25 protein-coding genes, 1 tRNA gene and 1 pseudogene are annotated in these 26,164 nt (G+C 43.3%); 23 read left to right on the top strand and 4 right to left on the bottom strand.

Annotated elements, in window-relative coordinates; translation table 11 throughout:
* The 3 genes and pseudogenes from ABUA47_RS04320 to ABUA47_RS04310 form a co-directional block, all read right to left on the bottom strand.
* A pseudogene (locus ABUA47_RS04320) lies at positions 1-342 on the bottom strand (IS3 family transposase); the annotation flags it as partial.
* 122 nt (positions 343-464) lie between these two features.
* The gene (locus tag ABUA47_RS04315; protein ID WP_005828537.1) at positions 465-845 is read right to left on the bottom strand and encodes a transposase; all 381 of its coding nucleotides are present in this window, start codon (positions 843-845) and stop codon (positions 465-467) included.
* Between the two features lie 87 nt (positions 846-932).
* Positions 933-1,784, bottom strand: coding sequence for a PepSY-like domain-containing protein (locus tag ABUA47_RS04310; protein WP_034525943.1), 852 nt, complete (start codon positions 1,782-1,784; stop codon positions 933-935).
* Positions 1,785-1,950: 166 nt separating this feature from the next.
* Here ABUA47_RS04310 and metG point away from each other — a divergent pair, with 166 nt between their 5' ends.
* The 7 genes from metG (at position 1,951) to ABUA47_RS04275 (ending at position 10,450) form a co-directional block, all read left to right on the top strand.
* Positions 1,951-3,993 carry a methionine--tRNA ligase gene (metG, locus tag ABUA47_RS04305; protein ID WP_009037611.1) on the top strand — a complete coding sequence of 681 codons (2,043 nt, stop codon included), beginning with the start codon at positions 1,951-1,953 and terminating at the stop codon, positions 3,991-3,993.
* Positions 3,994-4,085: 92 nt separating this feature from the next.
* On the top strand, positions 4,086-5,531 hold the full coding sequence (locus ABUA47_RS04300; RefSeq protein ID WP_005830822.1) for a lipopolysaccharide biosynthesis protein: 1,446 nt from the start codon (positions 4,086-4,088) through the stop codon (positions 5,529-5,531).
* Positions 5,528-6,439, top strand: a complete 912-nt coding sequence (locus tag ABUA47_RS04295) for a beta-1,6-N-acetylglucosaminyltransferase (protein ID WP_035447248.1) — start codon at positions 5,528-5,530, stop codon at positions 6,437-6,439. Before ABUA47_RS04300 ends, ABUA47_RS04295 begins: the two co-directional genes overlap by 4 nt.
* Before the next feature lie 64 nt (positions 6,440-6,503).
* Entirely contained in the window at positions 6,504-7,373 is an 870-nt protein-coding gene (locus tag ABUA47_RS04290) for a phosphorylcholine transferase LicD (RefSeq protein WP_005834345.1), read from the top strand.
* 15 nt (positions 7,374-7,388) lie between these two features.
* Positions 7,389-8,405: a hypothetical protein gene (locus tag ABUA47_RS04285; RefSeq protein ID WP_008662502.1), complete on the top strand. Its 1,017-nt coding sequence runs from the start codon at positions 7,389-7,391 to the stop codon at positions 8,403-8,405.
* A 40-nt stretch (positions 8,406-8,445) separates the two neighbouring features.
* Positions 8,446-9,711 carry a glycosyltransferase family 4 protein gene (locus ABUA47_RS04280; protein WP_005830834.1) on the top strand — a complete coding sequence of 422 codons (1,266 nt, stop codon included), beginning with the start codon at positions 8,446-8,448 and terminating at the stop codon, positions 9,709-9,711.
* On the top strand, positions 9,704-10,450 hold the full coding sequence (locus tag ABUA47_RS04275; RefSeq protein ID WP_009037608.1) for a glycosyltransferase family 2 protein: 747 nt from the start codon (positions 9,704-9,706) through the stop codon (positions 10,448-10,450). Before ABUA47_RS04280 ends, ABUA47_RS04275 begins: the two co-directional genes overlap by 8 nt.
* 265 nt (positions 10,451-10,715) lie before the next feature.
* Here the strand turns inward: ABUA47_RS04275 and ABUA47_RS04270 are convergent, their stop codons facing one another.
* On the bottom strand, positions 10,716-11,432 hold the full coding sequence (locus tag ABUA47_RS04270) for an SIR2 family NAD-dependent protein deacylase (RefSeq protein ID WP_008662496.1): 717 nt from the start codon (positions 11,430-11,432) through the stop codon (positions 10,716-10,718).
* A gap of 182 nt (positions 11,433-11,614) precedes the next feature.
* Here ABUA47_RS04270 and ABUA47_RS04265 point away from each other — a divergent pair, with 182 nt between their 5' ends.
* The 16 genes from ABUA47_RS04265 to ABUA47_RS04190 all read left to right on the top strand — a co-directional run bounded on the left by ABUA47_RS04265 (position 11,615) and on the right by ABUA47_RS04190 (position 25,972).
* Positions 11,615-12,208, top strand: a complete 594-nt coding sequence (locus ABUA47_RS04265; RefSeq protein ID WP_005830842.1) for an FKBP-type peptidyl-prolyl cis-trans isomerase — start codon at positions 11,615-11,617, stop codon at positions 12,206-12,208.
* Between the two features lie 19 nt (positions 12,209-12,227).
* Positions 12,228-13,094, top strand: coding sequence for an FKBP-type peptidyl-prolyl cis-trans isomerase (locus ABUA47_RS04260; protein WP_347774921.1), 867 nt, complete (start codon positions 12,228-12,230; stop codon positions 13,092-13,094).
* A 229-nt stretch (positions 13,095-13,323) separates the two neighbouring features.
* Positions 13,324-13,788 (top strand): Lrp/AsnC family transcriptional regulator, encoded by a 465-nt coding sequence (locus ABUA47_RS04255; protein ID WP_005830846.1) that lies wholly within the window; start codon positions 13,324-13,326, stop codon positions 13,786-13,788.
* Positions 13,789-13,797: 9 nt separating this feature from the next.
* Positions 13,798-14,109 (top strand): DUF4491 family protein, encoded by a 312-nt coding sequence (locus tag ABUA47_RS04250; RefSeq protein ID WP_005830847.1) that lies wholly within the window; start codon positions 13,798-13,800, stop codon positions 14,107-14,109.
* A 92-nt stretch (positions 14,110-14,201) separates the two neighbouring features.
* Positions 14,202-14,275: transfer RNA gene (locus ABUA47_RS04245), tRNA-Ile, on the top strand.
* Between the two features lie 141 nt (positions 14,276-14,416).
* Positions 14,417-15,685 carry a phage integrase SAM-like domain-containing protein gene (locus tag ABUA47_RS04240; protein ID WP_035447261.1) on the top strand — a complete coding sequence of 423 codons (1,269 nt, stop codon included), beginning with the start codon at positions 14,417-14,419 and terminating at the stop codon, positions 15,683-15,685.
* A 70-nt stretch (positions 15,686-15,755) separates the two neighbouring features.
* Positions 15,756-16,598: a hypothetical protein gene (locus ABUA47_RS04235; protein ID WP_035447756.1), complete on the top strand. Its 843-nt coding sequence runs from the start codon at positions 15,756-15,758 to the stop codon at positions 16,596-16,598.
* 283 nt (positions 16,599-16,881) lie between these two features.
* On the top strand, positions 16,882-17,973 hold the full coding sequence (locus ABUA47_RS04230; RefSeq protein ID WP_032574548.1) for a hypothetical protein: 1,092 nt from the start codon (positions 16,882-16,884) through the stop codon (positions 17,971-17,973).
* Between the two features lie 397 nt (positions 17,974-18,370).
* Positions 18,371-18,562, top strand: a complete 192-nt coding sequence (locus ABUA47_RS04225) for a hypothetical protein (RefSeq protein WP_032574549.1) — start codon at positions 18,371-18,373, stop codon at positions 18,560-18,562.
* A complete protein-coding gene (locus ABUA47_RS04220) occupies positions 18,516-19,139 on the top strand; it encodes a hypothetical protein (RefSeq protein WP_080707092.1) in 624 nt (207 codons plus the stop codon). The genes ABUA47_RS04225 and ABUA47_RS04220 overlap by 47 nt, the downstream gene beginning before the upstream one ends.
* A 469-nt stretch (positions 19,140-19,608) precedes the next feature.
* Positions 19,609-20,628, top strand: a complete 1,020-nt coding sequence (locus tag ABUA47_RS04215) for a DUF3871 family protein (protein WP_035447267.1) — start codon at positions 19,609-19,611, stop codon at positions 20,626-20,628.
* Between the two features lie 85 nt (positions 20,629-20,713).
* Positions 20,714-21,160 (top strand): JAB domain-containing protein, encoded by a 447-nt coding sequence (locus ABUA47_RS04210; RefSeq protein ID WP_007665743.1) that lies wholly within the window; start codon positions 20,714-20,716, stop codon positions 21,158-21,160.
* Between the two features lie 150 nt (positions 21,161-21,310).
* Positions 21,311-21,898 (top strand): tyrosine-type recombinase/integrase, encoded by a 588-nt coding sequence (locus ABUA47_RS04205; protein WP_009129186.1) that lies wholly within the window; start codon positions 21,311-21,313, stop codon positions 21,896-21,898.
* Positions 21,899-22,479: 581 nt separating this feature from the next.
* Positions 22,480-23,055 carry a hypothetical protein gene (locus ABUA47_RS04200; protein ID WP_013546466.1) on the top strand — a complete coding sequence of 192 codons (576 nt, stop codon included), beginning with the start codon at positions 22,480-22,482 and terminating at the stop codon, positions 23,053-23,055.
* A gap of 20 nt (positions 23,056-23,075) precedes the next feature.
* Entirely contained in the window at positions 23,076-24,284 is a 1,209-nt protein-coding gene (locus ABUA47_RS04195) for a hypothetical protein (RefSeq protein WP_035447282.1), read from the top strand.
* A gap of 419 nt (positions 24,285-24,703) precedes the next feature.
* Positions 24,704-25,972, top strand: coding sequence for a phage integrase SAM-like domain-containing protein (locus tag ABUA47_RS04190; protein WP_035447284.1), 1,269 nt, complete (start codon positions 24,704-24,706; stop codon positions 25,970-25,972).
* Positions 25,973-26,164: the final 192 nt, after the last annotated feature.

Genomic DNA, 26,164 nt, shown 5'->3' with positions numbered 1-26,164 from the left:
TCCCACTATCTTATGGGAGTAGGCATCCGTAATCAGATGCAGATAACAGACTTCACCATTGGCAAGTGGTATATAAGTAATGTCGCTGACCCACAACTGGTTGGCTGAAGTCAAGGTCAGTCCTTTGATTAGGTTCTTCCACTTGTGGTAGCGATGGTTGGAGTTCGTCGTATGCCGGGTCTTGCGGGCAGGAAGCATCAAGCGGTGTTGCCGGAGCAATGCATAAAAGCTGTCCCGCCCAGGCATGAACCCGGCTCCAAAAAGCACGGTGAGCATAATCCACAGTTTGTAACAGCCTATACCCGGATCTTCGATACGGATATCACGGACAGCATCCAGCATGAGACGTTCCCTATGTATCTGACTCTCAATGTCAGCCTTTGACTGGTAGTAGGCTTGACGACAATGGCCAAACAGACGGCAGGCCAACGCAACTTTCAGGTTGCGCTGACTGACCAGTTCCGTTACGATTTGGCCCCAGATTTTTTTCTGATAGGGATGTTGAAGAGTTCTTCAGCACGCGTAATCATCAACTCACGGGCTTCTGTTTCCAGCTTGGAGAAAGACAGAGCTTTCTCCAGCTCTTTAATGCGCTTTTTTAATTGGGTATTTTCATCTTTGTAGGCTTCCTTGCTGCGATTGGACATATCTGGTGATTCTTGTTCAGAAGGCAAAGATAGCTCTTCTGCTAAATTTGAATACTTTTTAATCCAACTATTTAGCAAGGCAGGGCAACAAATGCCATGTGCCCGGCAAAAGGCATGCTTACTCATACCTGATTGGTAGTAAGAGTGAAGAAAAAACAGTTTTTCATCTTCACGATAAAGCTTTCGTTTTGAAGTCATAATAGTAACACATTTATTAGTTTGTAAATGTGTCTACCTATATCAGGATAAGACACGCTGATTTAAAGGGAAGTATTCAGTATAAGACTATGGCAGTATTTCACCTTCCGCTGTCACCTTTACGTAGATTTCCCTTTCCCCTTGCTCCATCTCTACCAAAAAGTAACTGCCATCGGGAGTCTCAATAAAGTCGGCATCATCAATGACATAACCGGGATGGGCAGCCGTAACGGCGTTCTTCACTACATCCTCCAGATGTCTCTTACTGATATCCCAGATAGTATAGGCCCATGCACCCTCAGCGGTGAACATCACATCCTTGCTGATACTTCCGTGCACGATTTCGACTTCCGTCATACCGTTCTTTTCTTTTTCAATATCCACAATGCGGGCATTGGGATATTTCTCTGCTATAAAATCTTTGATGGCAGCGGAAATATCAGAAGGGAGATAATCTTCGGGAGAACCGCCGTTGTGCGCATCGGCCACTTCCTTCACCAGAATGCCGTCCTCCGAATAATAGAGGTCCATTTCCTGATTACCTTTCTCCACTTCGATGATGTAGACAACAGCCATTTCCTTACGTTCCAGCTTGTCTACATCTTCCACCTTCCATACATTATAATAGGTACTACTCTCGTAAGAGCTTCTCACCGGAGCGGGAAGGTCTGCACAACGGAGGTCGGTTTCGGTCATCTGCCATACACCGTCTTTGGTGAACCAGGCCTCCTTTTCGAAATTGTCCTCATGGAAATCAGCCACATAATATGCACCTTTTGTTTCCCATTCTATACGCTGGGCATTGGGATGCTCCTTGGCCAACGCATTACTCAGTTCCGCGGGCACGGAGATTCCGTCGTTGTCGTCATCATCACAGCTTTGCAAGGCAAAGGCAAACACGCCTAACGCCAATAATAAGAAGTACTTTTCCAGTTTCATAGTCATTTCGTTTTTTTACATTATCAATACCAAGTTTGTTCATTTTGTATGGCAAAGATGAAGCCTAAATCTGGAAAGAATCTGGAAGAATACTCATATTTTGCAGAAAACAGCTATCTTTGTGCCACTAAAAGCGTTCATAACAAAAGAGATACATAATAACACAATGGAAAAGAAATTCAAACGTACCACCGTGACCTCGGCATTGCCGTATGCCAACGGCCCGGTTCATATCGGACACCTGGCAGGCGTTTATGTTCCTGCCGACATTTATGTCCGCTACCTGCGACTGAAAAAGGAAGATGTAATCTTCATCGGCGGCTCCGACGAACACGGAGTGCCCATCACCATCCGCGCCAAGAAGGAAGGCATCACCCCGCAAGACGTGGTGGACCGCTATCATACGCTTATAAAGAAGTCTTTCGAAGAGTTCGGCGTTTCCTTCGACGTGTACAGCCGTACTACTTCAAAGACGCATCACGACACGGCTTCCGACTTCTTCCGCAAGCTGTACGATAAGGGAGAATTCATCGAAAAGACCAGCATGCAGTATTACGACGAAGAAGCTAAGACCTTCCTTGCCGACCGCTACATCACCGGCGAGTGCCCCCACTGCCATGCCGAAGGCGCTTACGGCGACCAATGCGAGAAGTGCGGCACCAGCCTCAGCCCCACGGACCTGATTAATCCGAAGAGTGCCATCAGCGGCAGCCAGCCCGTGATGCGTGAGACGAAGCACTGGTATCTGCCGCTGGACAAACACGAGGAATGGCTTCGCCAATGGATTCTGGAAGACCATAAGGAGTGGCGTCCCAATGTTTATGGCCAATGCAAGAGCTGGCTCGACATGGGCTTGCAGCCGCGTGCCGTGAGCCGCGACCTGGATTGGGGTATTCCCGTTCCCGTAGAGGGTGCCGAGGGCAAAGTGCTCTATGTATGGTTCGACGCCCCTATCGGCTACATCAGCAACACCAAAGAGTTGCTGCCCGACACATGGGAGAAATGGTGGAAAGACCCCGAAACGCGTCTGGTACACTTCATCGGAAAAGACAATATCGTGTTCCACTGCATCGTGTTCCCCGCCATGCTGAAGGCAGAGGGTAGCTACATCCTGCCGGACAACGTGCCGAGCAACGAGTTCCTGAACCTGGAGGGCGACAAGATTTCCACTTCACGCAACTGGGCGGTATGGCTGCACGAGTATCTCGTTGACTTCCCCGGCAAGCAGGATGTGCTGCGCTACGTGCTGACCGCCAACGCACCGGAGACAAAAGACAACGACTTCACCTGGAAGGACTTCCAGGCACGTAATAACAACGAGCTGGTTGCCGTTTATGGCAACTTCGTGAACCGCGCCCTGCAACTCACCAAGAAGTACTTCGACAGCGTAGTGCCCGCCGCAGGCGAACTGAACGACTACGACCGCGAGACGCTGAAAGAATTTGCCGACGTCAAGGCAGAAGTGGAGAAGTTGCTGGATGTATTCAAATTCCGCGACGCACAGAAGGAAGCGATGAACCTTGCCCGCATCGGAAACAAATACCTTGCCGACACCGAGCCGTGGAAGCTTGCCAAGACGGACATGGAGCGCGTAGCCACCATCCTCCATATCTCCTTGCAGTTGGTCGCCAACCTTGCCATTGCTTTCGAACCGTTCCTGCCCTTCAGCAGCGAGAAGCTTCGCAAGATGCTGAACATGGACAGCTTTGACTGGGCAGAGCTGGGACACACCGACCTGTTGCCTGCCGGACATCAGCTGGGCACCCCCGAACTGCTGTTCGAAAAGATAGAAGACGACGTCATCCAGGCACAAGTAGACAAGCTGCTTGCCACCAAGAAGGCAAACGAAGCCGCCACCTACAAGGCAAACCCCATCAAGCCGACCATCGCCTTCGAAGACTTTGAAAAGCTGGATATCCGCGTAGGTACAGTGCTTGAATGCGAGGCAGTGCCCAAGATGAAGAAGCTGCTGAAGTTCAAGATTGCCGACGGGCTGGAAAACCGCACCATCGTCAGCGGCATTGCCCAGCACTACAAACCGGAAGAACTGGTAGGCAAGCAAGTGCTGTTCATCGCCAACCTCGCTCCACGCCAATTCAAGAACGGGCTGGTAAGTGAGGGAATGATTCTCTCTGCCGAGAATTATGACGGCTCGCTGGCGGTGACTTCACTGCTGAAAGAGGTGAAGCCGGGCAGCGAGGTGAAATAAAACAGTAACAAGGTAACGAGTTAACAAGGCTACAAGGAGGAAGGAAAAGCCTCGTGGCCTTGTTAACTCGTTGCCTTATCAACCAATAAACTATGTCCGATACATCACTCAAAGAAAAAACAGCCAAAGGCCTCTTCTGGGGAGGATTCAGCAACGGCATACAGCAGTTGTTAAATCTGGGATTCGGAATAGTCCTTGCCCGTCTGCTGGATGCTTCGGATTATGGTATGGTAGGGATGCTTACCATCTTCTCCGCCATTGCCGCCGCCTTGCAGGAGGGTGGGTTCATTTCGGCACTGACCAACCGGAAGGAGACTTTGCACAAGGATTACAACGCCGTGTTCTGGTTCAGCCTGATGTGCAGCACTACTATATATATATTACTCTTCTTTGCCGCACCGCTGATTGCCGACTTCTACGATACGCCCGAGCTGATACCGCTGTCCCGTCTCTCCTTCTTGGGATTCGTCATTTCCAGCATGAGCATTGCACCGAGGGCATATCTATTCAAGAACCTCAGAATCAAGGACACTACCGTCATTTCTATTTCAAGTCTGATAGTCTCCGGCATTATGGGCATCACATTGGCGGCAAACGGATTCGCCTATTGGGGAATTGCACTGCAAAGCATCTCTTTCATCACCGTAATGACGGTTCTCAATTTCTACTTCTCGCGTTGGAGACCCCGCTTCCGGTTCGACTTTACACCTATCAAGGAGATGATAGGGTTCAGCAGTAAGATAATCATTACGAATATCTTCACCATAATCAATAACAATTTGTTTTCCGTCTTGTTGGGTAAGTTCTATTCGGAACGGGAAGTGGGTAACTTTACGCAGGCAAACAAGTGGAACGGCATGGGACATACCACGATTACGGGCATGATAAACGGCATTGCACAACCCGTCTTTACCCGGGTTGCCGACGACAAGGCACGGCAACTTGCCGTATTCAGAAAGCTGCTACGCTTCACCGCCTTTATCTCTTTCCCCGCCATGCTGGGATTGAGCTTGGTATCGAAAGAACTGATTATAATCACTATCACGGAGAAGTGGCTGCCCAGTGCCGATATCTTGCAACTGTTATGTATTTGGGGAGCATTTATTCCCGTCATCAATCTGTTCTCCAACCTGCTCATCAGCCGGGGACATTCTTCTATCTATATGTGGAGCACCATCAGCTTGAGCCTGCTGCAAATAGTAGCTGTATGTGCCATATACCCATACGGGTTGGAATGGATGCTGCGTATTTTCGTCATTATCAATATCGGCTGGCTGTTTGTATGGTTCCGTTTTGTCAAGAGGGAGATAGGATTAAGACTGCGCGATATGCTGAAAGACATCTCTCCTTATCTCTCCCTATCCATTGTACTCGTAGTGTCAACTCACTATGCTACTCAGCCCATAGAAAACCTATACTTAAATATGGCAGCCAAAATCATTATGGTAGCTGGGCTTTATGCACTGGTTTTGTGGAAACTACAATCTACCATCTTCCGGGAAAGCATTGAATTCCTCTTAAAGAAAAAAAGAGCATGAGCCGCATAGCCTACATCATATCCGCCTACAAGGATGCCCCACACTTGGCACGCCTGGTTGCCGCACTGGATGACCGGGCAGACTTCTACGTGCACATCGACCTCAATGCCGATATACACCCTTTTGAAGAAGCCTTGGGAGACAAGGTCACTTTCGTGCCCCGCCACCGGATAAGCTGGGGAGGATGGGAACAAGTGGAATATCAGAAAGAATTGCTTGCCGCCGTATTGCACAGCGGTATCCCCTATACCCGCGTAGTATGCCTGAGCGGGCAAGACTATCCGTTATGGAACAACAACGCCATCCACCACTATTTCGAGGAGCATCAAGACACTGAATTCATCGGCGGTTTCAACCTGACACACTGCACCGTGAAACAGCAGTTGCACAAGATAACCCATTACCACCCTTTCCGTGACCTGCCTTGGAAGAGTATATGGTGGAAGAACAAACTCATCGTAGCATCGCGCAAGCTGGTACAGATACTCCTCATCCGGAAAGCCCCTTTTGCACCCTTGGAGGGCAAGCAGGCAGATGTCTATTTCGGTTCCGACTATTGGGCCATCACGTTGCCCTGCGCACGATATGTATATGAAAAGTTGTGCACGGAGGAGAAGCTGGTGAAGTATTTCAGAACCAGCTTTGTACCCAGCGAGCTGTGCATACAGACCATCGTATTCAACTCCCCTTTTGCCTCAAAAGGGCTTCTTTTAGAGGGGGAATACCCCGGACTTACCCGTCTCACTCCCTTGCACTACATAGACTACGGCGCATCCATCCGCGTGATGACACTCGAAGACCTGCCGGTATTGCGGCAGTCTGGAAAGATGTTCTGCCGGAAAGTAGTAAGCGGGGAGTCCGACACACTGATAGAAAAACTCAAGTCCGATTTCGCAAAAGAAGATTGAAATGGAAAGTGCTCCTTTCAACTATTATCATTATTTTTGCAGACATCAATCAAAAATGGTATCCATGGTGAAGCAATATACCCCAGAAGAACTGACCCAACTACATCAGGTGCTATACGAAATACTGGAAGAGATTGTGCGCATCTGCGACAAACACAATATTCCCTATTTTGTAATCGGCGGAACAGCAATAGGGGCACTCTATGACAAAGCGATTCTTCCTTGGGATGACGACATAGATATAGGTATGAAACGGGAAGACTACAATAAGTTTCTCCAGATAGCTTCCCAAGAACTGAGAGAGCCATACTTTCTTTCATGGATACATACCGACCCTCATAGTCCTTATTACTTTGCCAAAGTCAAGAAAAACAACACCTTATTTGTCGAAGAGATGTTTAAAGATGTACCTATGCATCAAGGAATCTTTGTCGATATATTCCCTTTTGACCGTATTCCAAACAATAAGCTATTAAGGAAGATACAATATGAAGCTGTCAACTTTCTGAAATGCTGCCTGATGGGAAAAGAGGTATGGCTATGGAAACACTTCGGAAAATGTCAAATATCCAACCCTACCAATCGTGGAGCTGTTGCCTGCCTTCTGAACCGGATAGTTGATATGACACTCTCTAAAAAGACAATCTACCGTTTGATGGTGATAATGCAAAGTTGTTTCAACTCATGGAAAACTTTGTATTACAACAATGTGATTACCACTACCGACCATGTTTTGGAGACGAGTCTCAACCATTTACAACCAATCAAATTCGGTCCACTTTATCTGAAAGCACCTGATGGATTGGAAAACTTTCTACGGTACAACTATCCCACTTTACACCGGTATACAGAAGAAGAGCAGGACAAGATAAACAATCATTATCCGGCAGTTCTTTCTTTCAACATACCAAATGACCATATAGCCACCTCCTAATCCAACAAAATTGCCATGAAACCAGCCCTTGTAGATGTATCTGTACTGATTCTTTTCTTCAACCGCCCCAAACTGCTGGCGCAAGTATTCGAACAAGTGAAGAAGGCACGCCCCGCACGACTGTTTCTCTATCAGGACGGCCCGCGCGGCGAACGCGACATGCCGGGCATAGAAGCTTGTCGCAAAGTAGTGGCAGACATCGACTGGGAATGCGAAGTACACCACAACTACCAAGAGAAGAACTACGGCTGCGACCCATCGGAATACATGGCACAGAAGTGGGCATTCTCCTTGTCGGACAAATGTATCGTGCTTGAGGATGACGACGTGCCTGCCGTCTCTTTCTTCGGCTTCTGCAAGGAACTGCTCGACAAGTATGAGCACGACACACGCATCAGCATAATTGCCGGATTCAACAACGAGGAGATTACACCGGACATCACTTCCGACTACTTCTTCGCCACCACCTTCTCCATCTGGGGATGGGCGAGCTGGCGGCGGGTGACGGACCAATGGGATGAATTCTACACCTTCCTGGACGACAAGGAGAACATGCGGCAACTGAAGAACCTCATCCACACACGGCGCTACCGCAAAGACTTCATCTACATGTGCCAACGCCACCGCGAACACGGGAAAGCCTATTACGAAACCATCTTCCACGCTTCCATGTTGTTCAATTCGGGTCTGAGCATCGTGCCCACCCGCAACATGATAAACAATCTGGGAGCCACTGCCGACTCCACCCACTTTGCCGGCTCCGTACACACCATGCCGCGCGGTTACCGCCGCATCTTCACCATGAAACGCTACGAAGTGGAGTTTCCGCTGAAGCACCCTCGCCACGTCATCGAGAACACTGCCTACAAGGATAGCGTTTACCGCATCATGGCATGGCGGCATCCCTGGATAAAGATTGCACGGTCGTTCGAGGAACTGGCGTTGAACCTACGGTACGGCAACTTCACCATCATATGGCAAACGCTGCAAAAGCGTATCCGGAAATGGATGAAACAAGACCGGCATCTGTAACAAGAAAAAACATTCAAAAAAGAAGAAACGAACAACAGTCATGAGAGTACTACTTATCAATACATCCGAACGCATCGGCGGCGCAGCCATCGCCGCCAGCCGTCTGATGGAATCACTCAAGAACCACGGCATCAAAGCCAAGCTGCTGGTACGCGACAAGCAGACCGACCAAATCTCCGTTGTGTCACTGGACCATAACTGGCGCATGGTGTGGAAGTTCGTCTGGGAGCGCATCGTCATCTGGAGCGCCAACCGCTTCAACAAGAAGAACATCTTTGCCGTAGACATTGCCAACACGGGGACAGACATCACCTCACTGCCCGAATTCCAGCAAGCAGACGTCATCCATCTGCACTGGATAAACCAAGGGATGCTCTCGCTGAAGAACATCGAGAAGATTCTCGCCTCGGGCAAGCCCGTCGTCTGGACCATGCACGACATGTGGCCCTGCACTGGCATCTGTCACCATGCCCGCGAGTGCACCCACTACCAGCAGGAATGCCACAACTGCCCCTTCATCCACGGAGGCAGAGGCAAACGTGACCTTTCCTACCGCATCTTCCACAAAAAGCAGGCATTGTATCGCAACCGTCACATCAACTTCGTCACCTGCAGCCGCTGGCTGGAAGAACGTGCCCGGACAAGCGCCCTCTTCTGTGGACATGCCGTGACGTGCATCCCCAACCCCATCAACACCAACCTCTTCAAGCCCCGCAACCGACAGGAAGCCCGCAGCCGTTGCCTACTGCCGCAAGACAAAAAGCTCATGTTGTTCGGCTCGGTGAAGATTACGGACAAACGGAAAGGCATTGACTACTTGATAGAATCGTGCCGACTGCTGGCCGACAAGCATCCCGAACTCCGGGAACAGTTGGGTGTCGTCGTCTTCGGCAACCAATCGCAACAACTGGAAAACCTGCTTCCATTCAAAGTCTACCCGCTGAACTTCGTCAGCAACGAACACCAACTGGTGAACATCTACAATGCCGTGGACATCTTCGTGACCCCCTCGCTGGAAGAGAACCTGCCGAACACCATCATGGAAGCCATGGCATGCGGCATTCCCTGCGTCGGATTCAACGTGGGCGGCATCCCTGAGATGATAGACCATCTGCACAACGGCTACGTGGCACAATACAAATCCTCGGAAGACTTTGCCAACGGCATCTACTGGACGCTGACCGAACCCGACTACCCCAGCCTCTCGGAACAAGCCTGCCGGAAAGCCATCTCCCACTATTCGGAGAACGTCGTCGCCAAGAAATACATTGACCTTTACAACAAAGTAACCGGAAGAAATGCATAACCACCCCACCCCGAAATTCAGCATCATCACCGTGACCTACAATGCCGAAGCGGTACTGGAGGACACGATTCAAAGCGTTATCTCGCAAACCTACCACCACGTAGAATACATCATTGTGGACGGTGCGTCCAAAGACAGCACGCTCTCCATTATCGACCGTTACCGCGACCGCATCACCCGCATCGTGAGCGAACCGGACAAGGGACTGTACGACGCCATGAACAAAGGCATCCGCCTTGCCACCGGCGATTACCTCTGCTTCCTCAATGCTGGCGACAGCTTCCACGAGGACGACACCTTGCAGCAGATGGTGCGTTCCATCTCCGGCAACGAACTACCCGACGTGCTGTACGGCGAAACGGAACTGGTGGACAAGGAAGGTCACTTCATCCGCATGCGCCGCCTCGCCGCCCCGGAAGTGCTTACCTGGCGAAGCTTCAAGCAGGGCATGCTGGTCTGCCATCAGGCCTTCTTTGCCAAAGCTTCCCTTGTAGAACCCTACGACCTGCAATACCGCTTCTCCGCCGACTTCGACTGGTGCATCCGGGTGATGAAGAAGGCACGGACCTTGCACAATACCCATCTCACCCTCATCGACTATCTGGAAGAGGGAATGACCACCCAGAACCGGCAAGCATCCCTGCGCGAACGCTTCCGCATCATGGCGCGGCATTACGGACTGATGAGTACCGTAGCCCATCATGCCTGGTTCGTATTACGGGCCGTGATAAAGAAATAGCACAAATTTCGAGGACAAATATACTTTGTTCCCGCAAGACCTATACCTTGCGGGAATCTCCCCTATACCCAGCTCTCTACAGTATAGGAGTGAGTACCCAAAACATCCCCATGTTTTCACCTAAAACATCCGGATGTAATGGAGCAAAACATCCCCATGTTTTGGGGTAAAACATCCGGGTGTTTTGGAGAAAGACATCCGGATGTTCTGCATATTAAGTCCTATACCGTGAGGGGCTAAGTCCTAAGACGTAGGAGATTAAGTCCTAAGGCAAAGGAGGCTGGGTAACTGTAAGCAGCGCCTTCAACTCTTTTACCCCTTCCGAAGCTCCCTTTTGAATGACATGTATCGGACGCATGACGTGCGTGTCCACCGGCTTGGGGTCTATCAGATACACTTCGGCGGCACGGGGCACGTAGTTCAGCAGTCCCGCAGCGGGATAAACGTTCAGGCTGGTGCCGATGATGACGAAGATGTCCGCCTGCTCCACATACCGGATGGCAGTCTCAATCTCCGGCACCGACTCGCCAAACCACACGATGAACGGGCGGAGCTGCGTACCGTCGCCCGCCTTGTCGCCCAACTTTACTTCATATTCCTCCGGCGCCAGTTCCTTGACGAAATGCGGATTATAAGGGTCGCGGCTGGAACAAACCTTCGTCAGTTCCCCATGCAAGTGTATCACGTGCGTACTGCCGGCACGCTCGTGCAGATTATCTACGTTCTGGGTGACGACCGTTACATTGAAATCCCTCTCCAGGTCGGCAACGCCCAGATGCCCGGCATTCGGCACCACATCGAGCAACTGCTTGCGACGTTCGTTATAGAAATTAATGACCAGTTCCGGATTACGTGCATACCCCTCGGGAGTCGCCACCTGCTCCACCGGATATTTGTCCCATAATCCGCCCGCATCACGGAATGTGCTGATGCCGCTCTCGGCGCTCATACCAGCACCCGACAATATGACCAAGTTCTTCATTTTCCGCTCCTTTCCTTTATTAAAGTAAGACAAATATAAGAAGAATGTTCAAGTTGTGATATAAATAAGAAAAATTAAATACTTAAAAGCCTTATCATTCAAATAAAAGACGTACTTTTGCCATTCGTAAATTTGCAATAGACTGGAAAAGAAACCAATCCGGTCGTCAACAAAAGAATCTTATGGACAAATTCAGTTATGCTATCGGCCTTGGAATAGGTCAGAATCTTTTAAGCATGGGTGCCAAAGGCATTGCAGTAGATGACTTTGCACAAGCAATCAAAGACGTTTTGGAGGGCAACCAGACGGCAATCAGCCACACAGAAGCCCGTGACATCGTCAACAAGTACTTCGCCGAACTGGAGGAGAAGATGAACGCAGCAAACATAGAAGCCGGCAAAAAGTTCCTGGAAGAGAACAAAAAACGCGAGGGAGTTGTTACGCTTCCCAGCGGACTTCAATACGAAGTTATCACAGAAGGAAACGTCGGTCACTATGCCAAAGCAACCGACCAGGTACAATGCCACTACGAAGGCACACTGATTGACGGAACGCTGTTCGACAGCTCCATCAAGCGCGGCCAGCCTGCCACATTCGGTGTAAACCAAGTGATACCCGGTTGGGTGGAAGCCCTTCAGCTTATGCCCGAAGGTGCCAAGTGGAAACTCTACATCCCCAGCGACCTGGCATACGGAGCGCAGGGTGCCGGCGAGATGATTCCTCCCCACAGCACGCTCGTATTCGAAGTCGAATTACAGAAAATTTTATCTAAATAAACAAACAAGTAAAAGCAAAATGAAAAAAGTAACATTTCTCATGGCTCTTGCAGTAGCTGCCGGCATGGTATCTTGTACTGCTCAAAGTCCGAAAGCTGATTTGAAGACGGACATCGACTCATTATCTTACGCCATCGGTATGGCACGTACAGAAGGTTTGGACCAGTATCTTGCACAACAAGGCATTGACTCAACCCAGATATCAGAATTCCTGAAAGGTTTCAACGAAGGCGCAGCCAAAATCGATAAGAAAGACGTGGCTTACATGGCCGGTCTGCAAGTAGGCCAGATGGTCAGCAAGCAATGGGTGGAAGGCTTCAACCAACAAATCTTCGGCAACGACTCCACACAGAGCATCAGCCGCGAAAATCTGCTGGCAGGTTTCGTAGCAGGTGTCATCGGCAAGGGTGGTGCTATGGATATGATGAAAGCTCAAGAGTACATGCGTACTCAGATGGATGCCATCAAAGAAAAAGCAACTGCAGAAAAGTATGCTGACAACAAAGCTGCCGGTGAAAAGTTCCTGGCTGAGAACAAGGCTAAAGAAGGTGTAGTAACTACCCCGAGCGGTCTGCAATACAAAATCATCACCAAGGGTAACGGTGCCGTTCCTGCCGACAGCAGCAAGGTGAAAGTAAACTACAAAGGTACGCTGATTGACGGAACAGAATTCGATAGCTCTTACAAGCGCAACGAACCTGCTACTTTCCGTGCCAACCAGGTAATCAAAGGCTGGACAGAGGCCCTCACCATGATGCCCGTCGGCTCTAAGTGGGAACTCTATATCCCCTACGACCTGGCATACGGTTCAAGAGAAACCGGTAGCCAAATCAAGCCGTTCTCTACTTTGATATTCGAAGTGGAACTGCTGGGTATCGAGAAGTAATGTAACAATCCGAAGGGAGGGGCAAAACCCTCTTGATACTTCTTTTAGGCGCGGATTACGCGGAATACGCGGATTTGGTAAACTAAATCCGTGAAATCCGCGTAATCCGCGCCTTATCGTTACCCCTCACTTTTATTCATTTTTCCGTCCCTTTTTATAGATAAATTAAAATAAAGTCCTATATTTGCTTACTATTTGATAACAACAAGAACTTTACTTATTTACTATTATGGAAAAAATAGACAATCTTGACCGGCAGATTCTGGAAATCATTTCCCAAAATGCCCGTATCCCTTTCAAGGACGTAGCTGCTGAATGTGGCGTGTCACGTGCTGCCATCCATCAACGTGTACAGCGCCTGATTGACCTTGGCGTTATTGTTGGCTCAGGCTATCATGTAAATCCCAAGTCCCTTGGATACAGAACCTGCACTTACGTAGGAATCAAGCTGGAAAAGGGCTCCATGTATAAGACGGTAGTTGCTGAGCTGGGCAAGATTCCCGAAATCGTAGAATGCCACTTCACCACTGGTCCGTACACCATGCTGACCAAGGTATATGCCCGCGACAACGAGCATCTGATGGATTTGCTGAACAACAAGATGCAGGAGATTCCTGGCGTAACCGCTACCGAGACCTTGATTTCCCTGGAACAGAGCATCAAGAAGGAGATTCCTATTTGCCCCGAGAAATAACGAACAACAATGGATTTCTTGAACGAATATCATCTGTCGGGCCTTGTCATAGGTATCTGCACATTCCTCATCATCGGCTTGTTTCACCCCATAGTTGTGAAAGCCGAATATTATTGGGGCACCAAGTGCTGGTGGATTTTCCTTTTACTCGGCATCGGCGGCATCATTGCCTCCCTTTATACGGAGAACATCATGATAGCCTCCCTTTTGGGCGTCTTTGCATTTTCCTCGTTCTGGACCATCAAGGAGATATTCGAGCAGGAAGAACGAGTGAAAAAAGGCTGGTTTCCCAAGAATCCAAAACGAACTTATAAGTTCTAAGGACAAAGGTTATAAGGAATTTTATCCAAAAGTCTTGCATATTTCAATAGAAAATGCTACTTTTGTCCTCGCTATCCAAGCAAGGATGCATCGGACTTGTAGCTCAGTTGGTTAGAGCAACAGACTCATAATCTGGAGGTCCCTGGTTCAAGCCCAGGCTGGTCCACAAACTAAAAGGCTGATTCCTAACGGAATACAGCCTTTTTTGTTTGCAGACCCTCCAGATATAAATCTGTTGCTCTTGGTTGATTTACTCCTAATTTAAGCAGATGTTGACTAATTGTTGACTAATTAAAATAGAGCTAATATGCTGACTATTAAAGCTGAGATTAAAAGGAGTGAACTAAAAGCTGACGGAACTTATAACGTCAAGATTAGATTCACATTAGACCGCAAGGTAAAACGCTTATCCACCAACCTGTTTGTAACTCAACAAGACCTAACTAAATCCCTCAAATTCAAAGAGGACACTTCCATTAAGAGAGAGATAGATAGGCTTGTTCTCTATTATAGGGAACAGTGTTTAAAACTGCAATTAGACCAAAATCATTATTCATTGGATGAGATAATTGAGTTCCTAAACGGAGAGCAAGAGAAGCAACAAACCATTGACTTTATAAAGTTCAGTCGTGAGTGGATAGCTTCTACTACCATAAAAGGAGCACCCAATTATACAACTGCCATCAATGCTTTGGTACGGTTTGTTGGTAAAGAGGAATTGGATATAAATCTTATCACCTTAGACTTCTTGGAACAGTTCAAAGCATTTTTAATTGGAGAACGTGATGCACGTACCAAGAAACTGATGCAGCAAGGTAAACGTGTGACCTCTAACCGCACTCTTTCCCTCTACTTGGTAAGCATCAAGAAGCTGTTCAATGAAGCCAAACGTAAGTTCAATAAGAAGGACAAGAACCTTATTCTTATTCCTAACTCACCCTTTGAAGACTTCAAGATACCTAAACAGGAAGCTACACGTAAGAGAGCCATTCCAGCAGACATCATTAAAAAGGTGTGGAAGCTGCCTTATAAAGACATGAAGAAAGGATATAAGTCCACCTGCCGTTATAACTTGGCTAAAGATTGTTTCATTCTCTCATTCTGCCTTATGGGAATCAATTCAGCAGACCTTTACAATGCTACTGAAATGAGAGGGAACACTATTATCTATAACAGAACTAAGACCAAAGCTCGCAGATTGGATGGTGCAAAAATGATGGTAGATATTCCTAAGATAGTGCAACCTCTTATTGATAAGTACAAAGATAGCACAGGCAAACGTCTGTTTAACTTCCATCAATTCTATGGGGATGAAAAGACTTTTAACAAGGCTATCAATTCTGGATTGAAAGAGATTGGTTCAATATTAGAAGTAGATGATTTGGAGTACTATGCAGCAAGGCATAGTTGGGCTACTATCGCTCTCAACAAAGTAGGCATAGACAAATATACAGTCCATGCAGCCCTCAACCATATTGATGACTCTATGAAGGTGACAGACATTTATATTGAACGCGACTTCGTAAATGAAAACAAGGCTAATACCAAGGTTGTGAAATACGTGTTTGGTAAGTAAGCTAATAATTCCTCACTTGTAGCAATGCAGGTGAGGATTATTTTTTTAACTTTGCCTTAAACTAATGATTATGGATAAGCTAAAGGAAGATTATATAAACATTGACACCCGTTTGGAATACATGGAAGCCATAGCCGTTAAATATGTTCCAGACGTAGATATAGACCCAGCCACAGGAGAAAGATACGTCTGTGGCACTACCGCCTTACCTCTATTCATAAGAAGATACAATCAGAATAAACTATATGGCAACTTCACATACGGAGATTATATAGCCAATGAGGACATACAAAATACTTTAAAAGGTTTGGGAGTTGATATAGACAAGTTCTGGTTTCTACTTCTGTTCATCTTTGACTATACTTGTGGCACGTGCTTGGACGGAATGAAAGCTACAGGCATTGGAATAGAACAGCTCACCAAATTCACCAAAGCCATAGCTGACAACCATAAGGAGATTAACCAATTTGGAGTAAGTTTTAAGAAACCTATCACTATATCTGTAAAGGTAGAGGGTAAGCATCAGATAGTAATTGATAATGCCAATGCAATAGGTTACTTAGCTACTACCATCGCCAATAACCTAAAAGAGATAGAGGAACACCCTTGGATGCAGAGCCAACAAGTCAGCATAAGCACCCATGCAGAAGAAAAGGAGTCCGTTCAGATATGGCTGTTCTATAAGATGTTCAATGACTTCTTCAATCTATCTCCATATAACAAGCAGTTTAATGTCAGACAGAAGAAAGGAAGCACCATATCACTTAGTAAGACATTGCTCATATCAAAGCTTATCTACTTCACCAAACTATCCAAACATAGTAAATTCTCAGATGATGAAGATGTTTTAAAAGGCTACATCAAGCAATATAAAGACAAGAGAATTGATACTGCGAACAGCATATATTTCTAATAAACATCTGATAATTAATACAGTCCTGCTTCATACCATTAAGAGGGTACATGAAAGCAGGACTTTTTTTCTCTCTTTTAATCCTGCCATTATATCCCATCTTTGCACCGTCAAAACGATAGCGGAAGAGCTGACAATTAAGAGGGGAAGTAAAACCACTCATTAATTTCTCTCTTTTAATCAGCCCAGAAGCAAGTAGTTTTGCAACGTAATCAGATAACCAAGTGTACATAGGTTTGAGGGTTGCACTGAACATTTTAATAACAATTAAAAATAAACGAATATGACAACATTAAATGTAAATGCAGTAGAGATGGTAAACAATAGTGTAGAATCAAATAACACAATTATGGGTAACATAGAAGAACTGACTAAAGTCTTTGAGCAGGAAGAGAAAGAATTGAACCGCCTTATAAAAGGTAACAGAAACGAAGCTGTAATAGCAGCACAACAGAAAGTCGTTGATGAAGCCAAAACCCAAATGGAACAGGCAAAAGAGTTTGAAAGAATCTCTAAGGAGAAAGCTGTCAACAGTTCTTTCACATTCTCTGTAGTGGATGATGAAACAGGTGCAAGAACGGAACAACAGAAGAAGATAGCATTTGTAAAGAACAACCGACCTGTAAGCTCTAAAAAAGTGGACGGTTTTATAGCCTTGATAGCCGCCAATAAATATGACAAGGCTTTCCCTATTATTGTAATGGAAGCGTCCAAACTGATTGAAGCAGGTTATACTGTAACGGACATCAACGGAAAGGAACTGACTAAGGAAGAAGCCAAAGACTACTTTGTTATTCTTGACGGTCAGCATAGAAGTACAGCATTCGCCAAACTGATTGCAACAGGGAAATATCAGAATATGATTCCAAATGTTCACGTAAGGGATATTGAGAATGTTGGTGAATACTTGGTTGATATTAATAATGTAGGCAGCAGTTGGGATAAAAAAGACAGATTAGTTGTAGCTTCTTTGACTTCTAATGATGAACTATTCCAAAATGTAGCAAAATTGCTGAACGAAGGGTTCAATCCAACCACAGCTATGTTGATTTACACAGGTAAAAGTCTATCTGACAAACAGGTAAACAATGTGTTACAAGGAGAAGAATTTATACTTCCCAAAGATGCAAAGGTTGACATTGAAAGAGGGAACAAGTTCATCAACTTATGCAAAGCAGCAAAGATGGATGTTTCTTTCATCACTAAGCGTTACTTCATCAAAGGCTTCAACAGTCATGCCATATCTATAAGTGAAGAACAGGCATTTAAAGCTCTTGACAATCTGAAATACAAGAACTACAAAGAAGATAAGTGGAAAGGGGTTAAATCAGAGAATGATTTCATTAAGATATTGAAAGAAGCTCTGGAAGCATAAAGCACCAACAGCAAAGCCCATCTGACAGGTGGGCTTACTCTCCCCAAGTCCTTAGACATTCTGAATAGTTTAAAGTCAGATTCTTAAATGTGTGGTCTTATCATTAGTTCCCCACTTATGGAATTACTATCTTTATAGTACCACAGACAGATAATCCCACCACACAGATTGACTGACTTACAAACTATTCAGAATATCTAAAATGGAAGAATTTACTTATGAACAGATTAGGGTTAAGGCTCTTAAACAGGGAGTAAAAGATAACAAGGTTCACATTGGATTGTGGGCTAATCTTAATAACTATTTAAAGACAAGGAGAAAGAAGAATGGAAAGGTTACTACCTATTATATTTCATTGCAGAAACTATCTTATTAATTTACTAATATTTTAACTGACATGATAATTCATCTACCAACAGGAAAGAAGTTTCACAATAGAAAGGAAGCTAAGATATATTTTGGCACTGCCTACTATTACAAAATGGAACGTGAGAAAAAATATTTAGCGTTTACCAACAATGTTCAATCAGCAACTAATGAATATGAGAAGATTATTACCAATAGGGAGCAAGGACAGAGCAACGGTTAATTATTCTATGCTATCTCAATTCAAACCTGCCAATATATTCAGATTTTTCTGTTTGTCTTTGCGCAGGGATGAATACTATTATGTACATACCACTTTAGAAGAACTTAAAAGAACAACAGGAGATAAAAGTCTGAATGACTTTAACAAGCAATTTAAGGAGTTCTTAAACATCAAGCCGTACTATGAAGATAATGGATTTGTGTTCAAAACCAGACGCAACATTTATCGTGTTCCGCCTATGGAACCAGAATGTGTAACCTTTTCTAATAATATTATATGGATTGATTTAGAAGCTGCCCATATAGGTTTCTTTATGCAGCTGGTTCTTATTTCCAAGTTCGCCAATATTGAACTGACAAGACCTAATATCACTAAGCTGATTCACATGGATAGTAAGACTTATGATAAATATACAAGCGCACTATTGGGCGAAGAATTGCTATCCATTAAAGAAGGGAAGCTGATTCTTAAAGGCAAGGAATACATCTTGGAAACTGACTTTAAAGACCAAATAAAGTTCAGTAAGAAAGACTTGAACGAAAGATTCGTACCTCAGTTCATTCTAAAGACCAAATAAGTCAGAAGTGAGGAAAAAGGCTGTTATATTATATAATTAAATATTAATAGCTTTTTCCTCACACCTGCCTTATTCTGACTTTAGAAGCATCTAAAGTTGGATTTTTAAGGTTGGAGATAGGCAGACTTTATAAATGGTACTTCACAATACCTATTTAAAAATCACAAGAGTTATACATGAGATACCCCTACCCACATAAACACCCCCTCATGGCTCTAAATAAAAAAGAATGCTTTAGCAATACAGTCTGATAGCTGACAGGAATAAGCATTCTTATTAATCTAAGAGCAGGCACTATGCACTATTATCACAACCAACCTATAATTTACTAATGCTCCTCATTTCCTTTGAAAGAATCTTTAGGGAAAGACATAGGACAGCCTAAGATACAGGTGAAGAAATTCACTTGTGTTTTAGGTTTGTTCCTATTTAATCCATTCAATCAATAACCATTTAATTCAATTTCATTATGAGAGATTTAGTAATTATGCCAGCTATGGCACAGCGTAGAGAATCATTAAACATGGGTGAGTTTGCAGAAGAAGCAATCATTGTGGAAGAAGTAACAGCACCCAAGAGAGTAAACCATTTCATTGAAGCCAACACGCAGGAAGTAACCTTACAGCATCTACAACAAGACTGCATCATTCCAAGTTTTGCATCAATGGAAGAAACCATTAGCCACCAATCCTTTATAGGTGCAGTAGTGGATGCTGCTAAGGATTACTTTCATGGAGAACAGTTTGATATGCCAGAGATTAGAATCTCACACCCTATCAATGGCAGAATACCAAGTGCATTAGGTAAGAAAGCATCTGAATTGACAGACGAAGAGAAAACTTTGTTCTATCAGAGAATGTGTTTCTGTTTTGAAATTCCATCCATTGTACATGATGAATACGGTAATCGTTTAGCGTTATCCATTGGTGGAGTGAGAGCATATAACGAGATTAACCTATACAGTAAGAAGTCTGTTGAGAGATTTAAAATCTTCATAGGCTTTCGTAATCGTGTGTGCTCAAATTTAATGCTTACTACTGACGGCTTGCAGGATAAGATAGAAGTCCTAAGCGTACAGGAACTATATGCAGCAGCATTGAATCTGTTCCATGCTTACAACCCATCCAAAGACCTGCATCTGCTAAGGACACTTGGGCAGATGTCAATCTCAACGAGTGAGTTCTGCCAGATAATAGGCAGGATGAGATTATATCAAGCTCTTACACCCAACCAACAGAAACGCTTACCTCGTCTATTGTTGGGAGACAGTCAAATTAATGCAGCTTGTAGAGCATTCGTTTCTGATGTGAATTTCAAGAGTACAGGGGACAGCATTACAGGCTGGCAGCTCTTAAACCTGCTCAATGGTTCTGTAAAGTCAAGTTACATTGATAACTTCTTGGAGAGGAATCTTAACTGTACAGAGTTTGTACAAGGCATTCAACGTGCCAAATTAGGAGATAGTGAATACGCTTGGTTCTTGGGCTGAGTGGATTGTTGATTGAGAGAGGAAAGGGCATCATTAACTTGGTGTCCTTTCTTTATTTCTACCAACTTATTAAATATTGTACATTATGGATATAGATTATACTGTGGGTGAAGTGGAACTGTCCTACAAACCCAAATTCAAGAAACTGCATAAGGTAGTCAGTTCAGAGGACGCTTATAAATACTTACTTCCTACCTATAAGGAGGGAACTATCTGTTACAAAGAATATTTTAAAGTCTTGTTTCTAAACCAAGCCAGCCAAATTTTAGGTTACACTCTCATTTCAGAGGGAGGAATTACTGAAACTTGTGCTGATGTCAGAGTAATTCTACAAGCTGCATTACTCACCAACTCAGTAGCCATTATTCTTGCACATAATCACCCAAGTGGTAGCATGAAACCAAGTAGACAGGATATAGAGATTACTAAACAGGTCAAGGATGCTGCAAGACTTATGAGGATTACAGTAACAGACCACCTCATATTAACAGATGCAGGATATTACAGCTTCGCAGACGAGGGAGAATTATAATAAGGTAAAGGACACTCAATTTCTAAGTTGGGTGTCCTTATCATATTCACTTCTGCTATTAGTGAATGTTCCTTTAGTAATCAGCGAGTTAGTAAATCCAACTCAGAATTAATATTCACTTCTATTCGTTTTATTATAAAACAGAACATTATGTCACTTAAATATTCAAGCACAACGGCAGACTATCTTATATGGTCTGATGCTATGAACCTCATTAGAAAGTTAGCCAAAGACGAGAATTATAAAATCTCACTTCTTATAGCTTTGGGATGCTTCACAGGATTAAGAATATCTGATATTCTATCTCTAAGGTGGAAGCAGATATTAGGTACTGACGAGTTTACAGTAATTGAGCAAAAGACAGGCAAGGTAAGGACTATCAGACTAAACCCACAATTACAACATCATATTAAAGAGTGCTACGAGCATATAAATCCAGTTGGAATCAATGCGCCAATCCTTATCAGTCAGAAAGGCACTATCTTCACGATTCAGAGAATCAATATCATTCTTAAAGAGGTGAAGAAGAAGTACAGGCTAAAGATTAAGAACTTTAGCTGCCATTCTCTTAGAAAGACTTTTGGTAGACAGGTCTATAATATGAACAGCGATAATGCTGAACTTGCTTTAGTAAAGCTGATGGAACTGTTCAACCATAGTTCTGTTGCCATTACTAAAAGATACTTGGGGTTAAGGCAGGAAGAAATCTTACAGACTTATGACTGTTTGAGCTTCTAATAATTGGGACAGGATTATTAAGATACATCTTTATAGTGGTCTGAATGGTTCTGTCCCAAATCTATAAAATATTGAGCTTAGATACATTTAAAGTCCAATCTTGGCAGTTTGGCATTTCAGTCTTATAGAAGTAAGTCAATTCCATAAGTTTACAGAGTTTATAACTATCTCAACTCTTATTAAATATCCCATTCAGACTATGTTTGAGAGCATAGAATTTACTATTAATCCACACTTCATACCTATTAATTTAGAACCTTTCATTATCTTTGCACCAATTCCAATGAACTAATGAGATAGGGAGTTGGAAGGACATATTTAACGAAAGGTGTTATTGAAATTATCTTCTACATTCAAACTTCGCAACTTTGATATTGGCACGAAGATGATAGCAATAGCACCCACACATTTGATATATATTCATCGCTTAGGTGAACTATATACCCTTTGGTGTGGGGCTATTGTTTTATCCGTGCCAAAGGTAATGCGAAGACCTGAATGTAGGATAGAACAAATATAGCTTCCACACCTTTTTTATTTATAATTCATCGTAGGAAGCAGATGAGCATAACATTTTAATTATGAAGCACAGATTATTACTGTTCTTATCAATGCTGTTTATAACCACTTATATCAATGCTCAAAATGAAATTACAGGCTTCTTAGGAATTAAATTGGAAGACAAGCCTTATGTAGCCATAGATAAGTTAAAAAAAAGATACTCTAATGTAGAATGGAAATTTCCTTGCATTCATTTGGATAATGTCACATTTATTGATACAAGATTTGACAATTTGACTATAACCTTTAAAAATGAAAAGCTTGTGGAAGCAAAATTTACACTCTCTGATTTTGTATCTGTAGCTGACAACCCTTTTAAGGATAGAGCAACTTTACTTAACGAAGCCAAATCAAAGCAGAATCAGATTGCAAATAGGTTCACACAAACATTTAATAGTTTGGGTAATGCATTTTGTTCTAAATATGGTAATCCAGCAGTTTCTTCTGAAGGTAATGCAATATGGAGAGATACAAATTCTAATTCTATAACTCTAAATGTCACCCTTAATAATTCACAAGATGAACTGGGAGTACATTTTGACGGTATATTGACAGTTACATATAGAACTGCAACCACAAACAATGATGAATTTTAAAAACTTAAACATACAGAATAATGAAAACATTTAGATTATTAGCGACCTCATTATTGGTTGCATTAGGCATGGGAATTAGCTCTTGTGGGGATGATGAATTAGAGGTAAGTCCACCTTTAAACAATGTAGAACAAATGTGCTTGGAATATGGAATTGCAGACTATCAGAATATTGAATTACTAAGTCTGTTTAAGCATGGAGATAACACTGCTATAAATATAGGACAAGCTAATTTCTCTGGATTAAGGGATAATAAGCTATGGCTTGCATCATTCAATATAGAGGATAAATCTCCGATTATAAATTGGACTGACGAGTCACCATTTAATAGAAATCGTAGAATTTACAAAGGCTATGGAGAATATGAAGATGTTACAATTCAACAGATAACTCTATTGCAAGCAATGCCATTCAATCAAGATTTTGTAGCATCATTAAGTTACAGCTTTGGGAAAGATTATAGCTACCACGCCTTACTGTTTAAGCAAAGTTCGCAAACAAAAGAAGTGCAACTCAAAGATAGTGGATTTGGCATAGGTGCATGGTACGAAAACTCTATCATAAATGGTAAATGCTGTTATTCGTTGTCTGGAGATACTATCTATATAGCAGAGAAAGGTTTTGGATATTCCAATGTAGGAGTTCTCTATACTTCTGAACTTTTATCTTATGAAGAAGCAATCTATAGTCATAGAGATAATAAAGGCTTCTTCGTGGGTAAAAGAAGTTTTAAATTGGGAGAGGATTTATGGCATATCCAAGTACCACAGCTTAACGATGAACCTGCTGATGCCAAGATTGAAGTCAGTGTAGAAGATAAATCTACGCCAGTTTGGAAGTTTAATGTCAATATTATACATTATGATGGAACTAAGAAGAATGTAACATTTGAAGTAGATACTGATAATGGTACAATCAAAGGACAGGATGATTATGCTTCTCTCATTATAGGCAAATGGAAGATGACAAGTGGTAATGCTGTTGCTACCCATGTTACTTATAAGAATGATGGCACATTTGAATATACAAGTACCGAGAATCCTTTATATAATGAAGTGGGCAAGTACAAGATAGACGGTAACAAACTCTATGAAATGTTTAGTGATGAAGATGAATGGATTATCAGTGATATTCTGTTACTTAATTCAATGACCTTATCAGTGCAGGAATTGGAAGCAGACGGAGTTACACCCACAGGTCAGAAGTACTCTTATCAGAGAGTGGAATAAAGAACTTATTCATACTAAAAGTAGGCAGCATTTGAGGAAACTCTTATGCTGTTTTCTTTTTTATATAAGCACTACGAATGTTACATACTAACAACCCAATTCTTTGGAATATAGGAAACTAATATTTAACTTTGTACCGTAGGTTTAGCTGTTGACTAATTGTTGACTGATAAACTTCCAATGAGATTATTAATACGTTGACATATTGCAATTTAATAGGATGAAATTTAGAGCCTCATAATCTGGAGGTCCCTGGTTCAAGCCCAGGCTGGTCCACAAACTAAAAGGCTCATCTCTAACGAGATAGAGCCTTTTTTAGTTCATGGAGACCTCCGATTAAGGGTCTGTTGCTTGGTTATATTAGCCTTAATAAAGAGCAGTTGTTTCACTATTGTTTCACCAATTAAACAATGTGTAATATGCTGACAATCAACCCAGAAGTAGTTAAAGTACAAAGAAAGACAAATGACTGTTTCACCGTAAGGCTTAGATTTACTCTTAACAGAAGAATGAAACGTATATCAACAAGCCTATTCGCAACCCCTAATGATTTAACAAAGAACTACAAGATTAAAGCCTCAGCACCCATAAAACAAGATATAGACGCTTTAATCCACAGCTACTATGACAAGTGTGCCAAACTCCAAATTGAGTTAAACAACTACACGTTAGACGATGTAATGAACTACCTAAATGGAGAACAAGAGAAGCAACAAACCATTGACTTTATAAAGTTCAGTCGTGAGTGGATAGCCTCAACCACTATCAAAGGTGCACCTAACTACACCACTGCCATTAATGCCTTAGTCCGTTTCATAGGTAAAGAGGAATTGGATATTAATTTGATTACCCTTGACTTCTTAGAAAGCTTTAAAGCATTCTTGAATAAAGAACGTGAGATACGGACTAAAAGATTAATGCAGCAGGGTAAACGGGTACCTTCCAATCGTTCACTCTCTCTATATTTGATAAGCATTAAGAAGTTATTCAATGAAGCCAAGAAGAAATACAATAAGAAGGAGAAGAATTTAATCCTAATCCCCAACTCACCCTTCATGGAACTTGAAATACCCAAGCAGGAAGCAACAAGAAAGAGAGCCATATCCGCAGATATTATAAAGAAGCTATGGAAGCTACCCTATAAAGATATGAAGAAAGGCTACAAATCTACCTGCCATTATAATTTGGCAAAGGATTGTTTCATTCTATCATTCTGTCTTATGGGAATCAATTCAGCAGACCTTTACAATGCCACTGAAATGGAAGGTTATACAATCGTCTATAATCGTACCAAGACGAAAGACCGTAGATTGGATAAGGCTCAAATGAAGGTTGACATACCCAGATTAATCCTGCCTCTTGTTGAGAAGTACAAGGATAAGACTGGTAAACGTCTCTTCAATTTCTATCAATACTATGCTGACGAGAAGGATTTCAATAAGGCTATCAACTACGGCTTAAAAGAAATTTGTACAATATTAGAAATTGACGATTTGGAATACTACGCAGCAAGGCATAGTTGGGCTACCATTGCACTTAATAAAGCTGGCATTGATAAATATATAGTCCATGCAGCACTTAACCATATTGACGATGCAATGAAAGTAACGGACATCTATATTGAACGTGATTTCGTAAATGAGAACAAGGCTAATACTAAGGTTGCGAAGTACGTGTTTGGCAAGTAAGCTAATAATTCCCCACTAAAAATCTACTGAGCTATAATTAGTCGCTATCCTTTTTCGGCTTCCACATGCTTCAAAGGTAGAATGCCTAAAAAGGATATCAAATCAACACTTCAGTAATTTAATGGATATCAGTTATATACAAATTAAAACATATAATTATACGCTATCCTATTTCTAGTGTATAAGGGAAAT

The organism is Bacteroides sp. RTP31139st1_H2_RTP31139_211217 (assembly GCF_040227615.1).
GTDB lineage: Bacteria > Bacteroidota > Bacteroidia > Bacteroidales > Bacteroidaceae > Bacteroides > Bacteroides uniformis.
Note: the sequence above shows the minus strand (reverse complement) of the source record. Positions and strands in the feature narration are given on the sequence as shown.

Excerpts from the sequence above, each read along its gene's own strand:
- ABUA47_RS04285 (WP_008662502.1), top strand. The coding sequence starts at position 7,389 with ATGAAACCAGCCCTTGTAGATGTATCTGTACTGATTCTTTTCTTCAAC.
- ABUA47_RS04200 (WP_013546466.1), top strand. The coding sequence starts at position 22,480 with ATGAAGCACAGATTATTACTGTTCTTATCAATGCTGTTTATAACCACT.
- ABUA47_RS04195 (WP_035447282.1), top strand. The coding sequence starts at position 23,076 with ATGAAAACATTTAGATTATTAGCGACCTCATTATTGGTTGCATTAGGC.
- ABUA47_RS04280 (WP_005830834.1), top strand. The coding sequence starts at position 8,446 with ATGAGAGTACTACTTATCAATACATCCGAACGCATCGGCGGCGCAGCC.
- ABUA47_RS04265 (WP_005830842.1), top strand. The coding sequence starts at position 11,615 with ATGGACAAATTCAGTTATGCTATCGGCCTTGGAATAGGTCAGAATCTT.
- ABUA47_RS04315 (WP_005828537.1), bottom strand. The coding sequence starts at position 845 with ATGACTTCAAAACGAAAGCTTTATCGTGAAGATGAAAAACTGTTTTTT.
- ABUA47_RS04225 (WP_032574549.1), top strand. The coding sequence starts at position 18,371 with ATGATAATTCATCTACCAACAGGAAAGAAGTTTCACAATAGAAAGGAA.
- ABUA47_RS04270 (WP_008662496.1), bottom strand. The coding sequence starts at position 11,432 with ATGAAGAACTTGGTCATATTGTCGGGTGCTGGTATGAGCGCCGAGAGC.
- ABUA47_RS04300 (WP_005830822.1), top strand. The coding sequence starts at position 4,086 with ATGTCCGATACATCACTCAAAGAAAAAACAGCCAAAGGCCTCTTCTGG.
- ABUA47_RS04250 (WP_005830847.1), top strand. The coding sequence starts at position 13,798 with ATGGATTTCTTGAACGAATATCATCTGTCGGGCCTTGTCATAGGTATC.
- ABUA47_RS04235 (WP_035447756.1), top strand. The coding sequence starts at position 15,756 with ATGGATAAGCTAAAGGAAGATTATATAAACATTGACACCCGTTTGGAA.
- ABUA47_RS04240 (WP_035447261.1), top strand. The coding sequence starts at position 14,417 with ATGCTGACTATTAAAGCTGAGATTAAAAGGAGTGAACTAAAAGCTGAC.
- ABUA47_RS04220 (WP_080707092.1), top strand. The coding sequence starts at position 18,516 with ATGAGAAGATTATTACCAATAGGGAGCAAGGACAGAGCAACGGTTAAT.
- ABUA47_RS04255 (WP_005830846.1), top strand. The coding sequence starts at position 13,324 with ATGGAAAAAATAGACAATCTTGACCGGCAGATTCTGGAAATCATTTCC.
- ABUA47_RS04260 (WP_347774921.1), top strand. The coding sequence starts at position 12,228 with ATGAAAAAAGTAACATTTCTCATGGCTCTTGCAGTAGCTGCCGGCATG.
- ABUA47_RS04230 (WP_032574548.1), top strand. The coding sequence starts at position 16,882 with ATGACAACATTAAATGTAAATGCAGTAGAGATGGTAAACAATAGTGTA.
- ABUA47_RS04210 (WP_007665743.1), top strand. The coding sequence starts at position 20,714 with ATGGATATAGATTATACTGTGGGTGAAGTGGAACTGTCCTACAAACCC.
- ABUA47_RS04205 (WP_009129186.1), top strand. The coding sequence starts at position 21,311 with ATGTCACTTAAATATTCAAGCACAACGGCAGACTATCTTATATGGTCT.
- ABUA47_RS04215 (WP_035447267.1), top strand. The coding sequence starts at position 19,609 with ATGAGAGATTTAGTAATTATGCCAGCTATGGCACAGCGTAGAGAATCA.
- ABUA47_RS04295 (WP_035447248.1), top strand. The coding sequence starts at position 5,528 with ATGAGCCGCATAGCCTACATCATATCCGCCTACAAGGATGCCCCACAC.
- metG (WP_009037611.1), top strand. The coding sequence starts at position 1,951 with ATGGAAAAGAAATTCAAACGTACCACCGTGACCTCGGCATTGCCGTAT.
- ABUA47_RS04290 (WP_005834345.1), top strand. The coding sequence starts at position 6,504 with ATGGTGAAGCAATATACCCCAGAAGAACTGACCCAACTACATCAGGTG.
- ABUA47_RS04275 (WP_009037608.1), top strand. The coding sequence starts at position 9,704 with ATGCATAACCACCCCACCCCGAAATTCAGCATCATCACCGTGACCTAC.
- ABUA47_RS04310 (WP_034525943.1), bottom strand. The coding sequence starts at position 1,784 with ATGAAACTGGAAAAGTACTTCTTATTATTGGCGTTAGGCGTGTTTGCC.
- ABUA47_RS04190 (WP_035447284.1), top strand. The coding sequence starts at position 24,704 with ATGCTGACAATCAACCCAGAAGTAGTTAAAGTACAAAGAAAGACAAAT.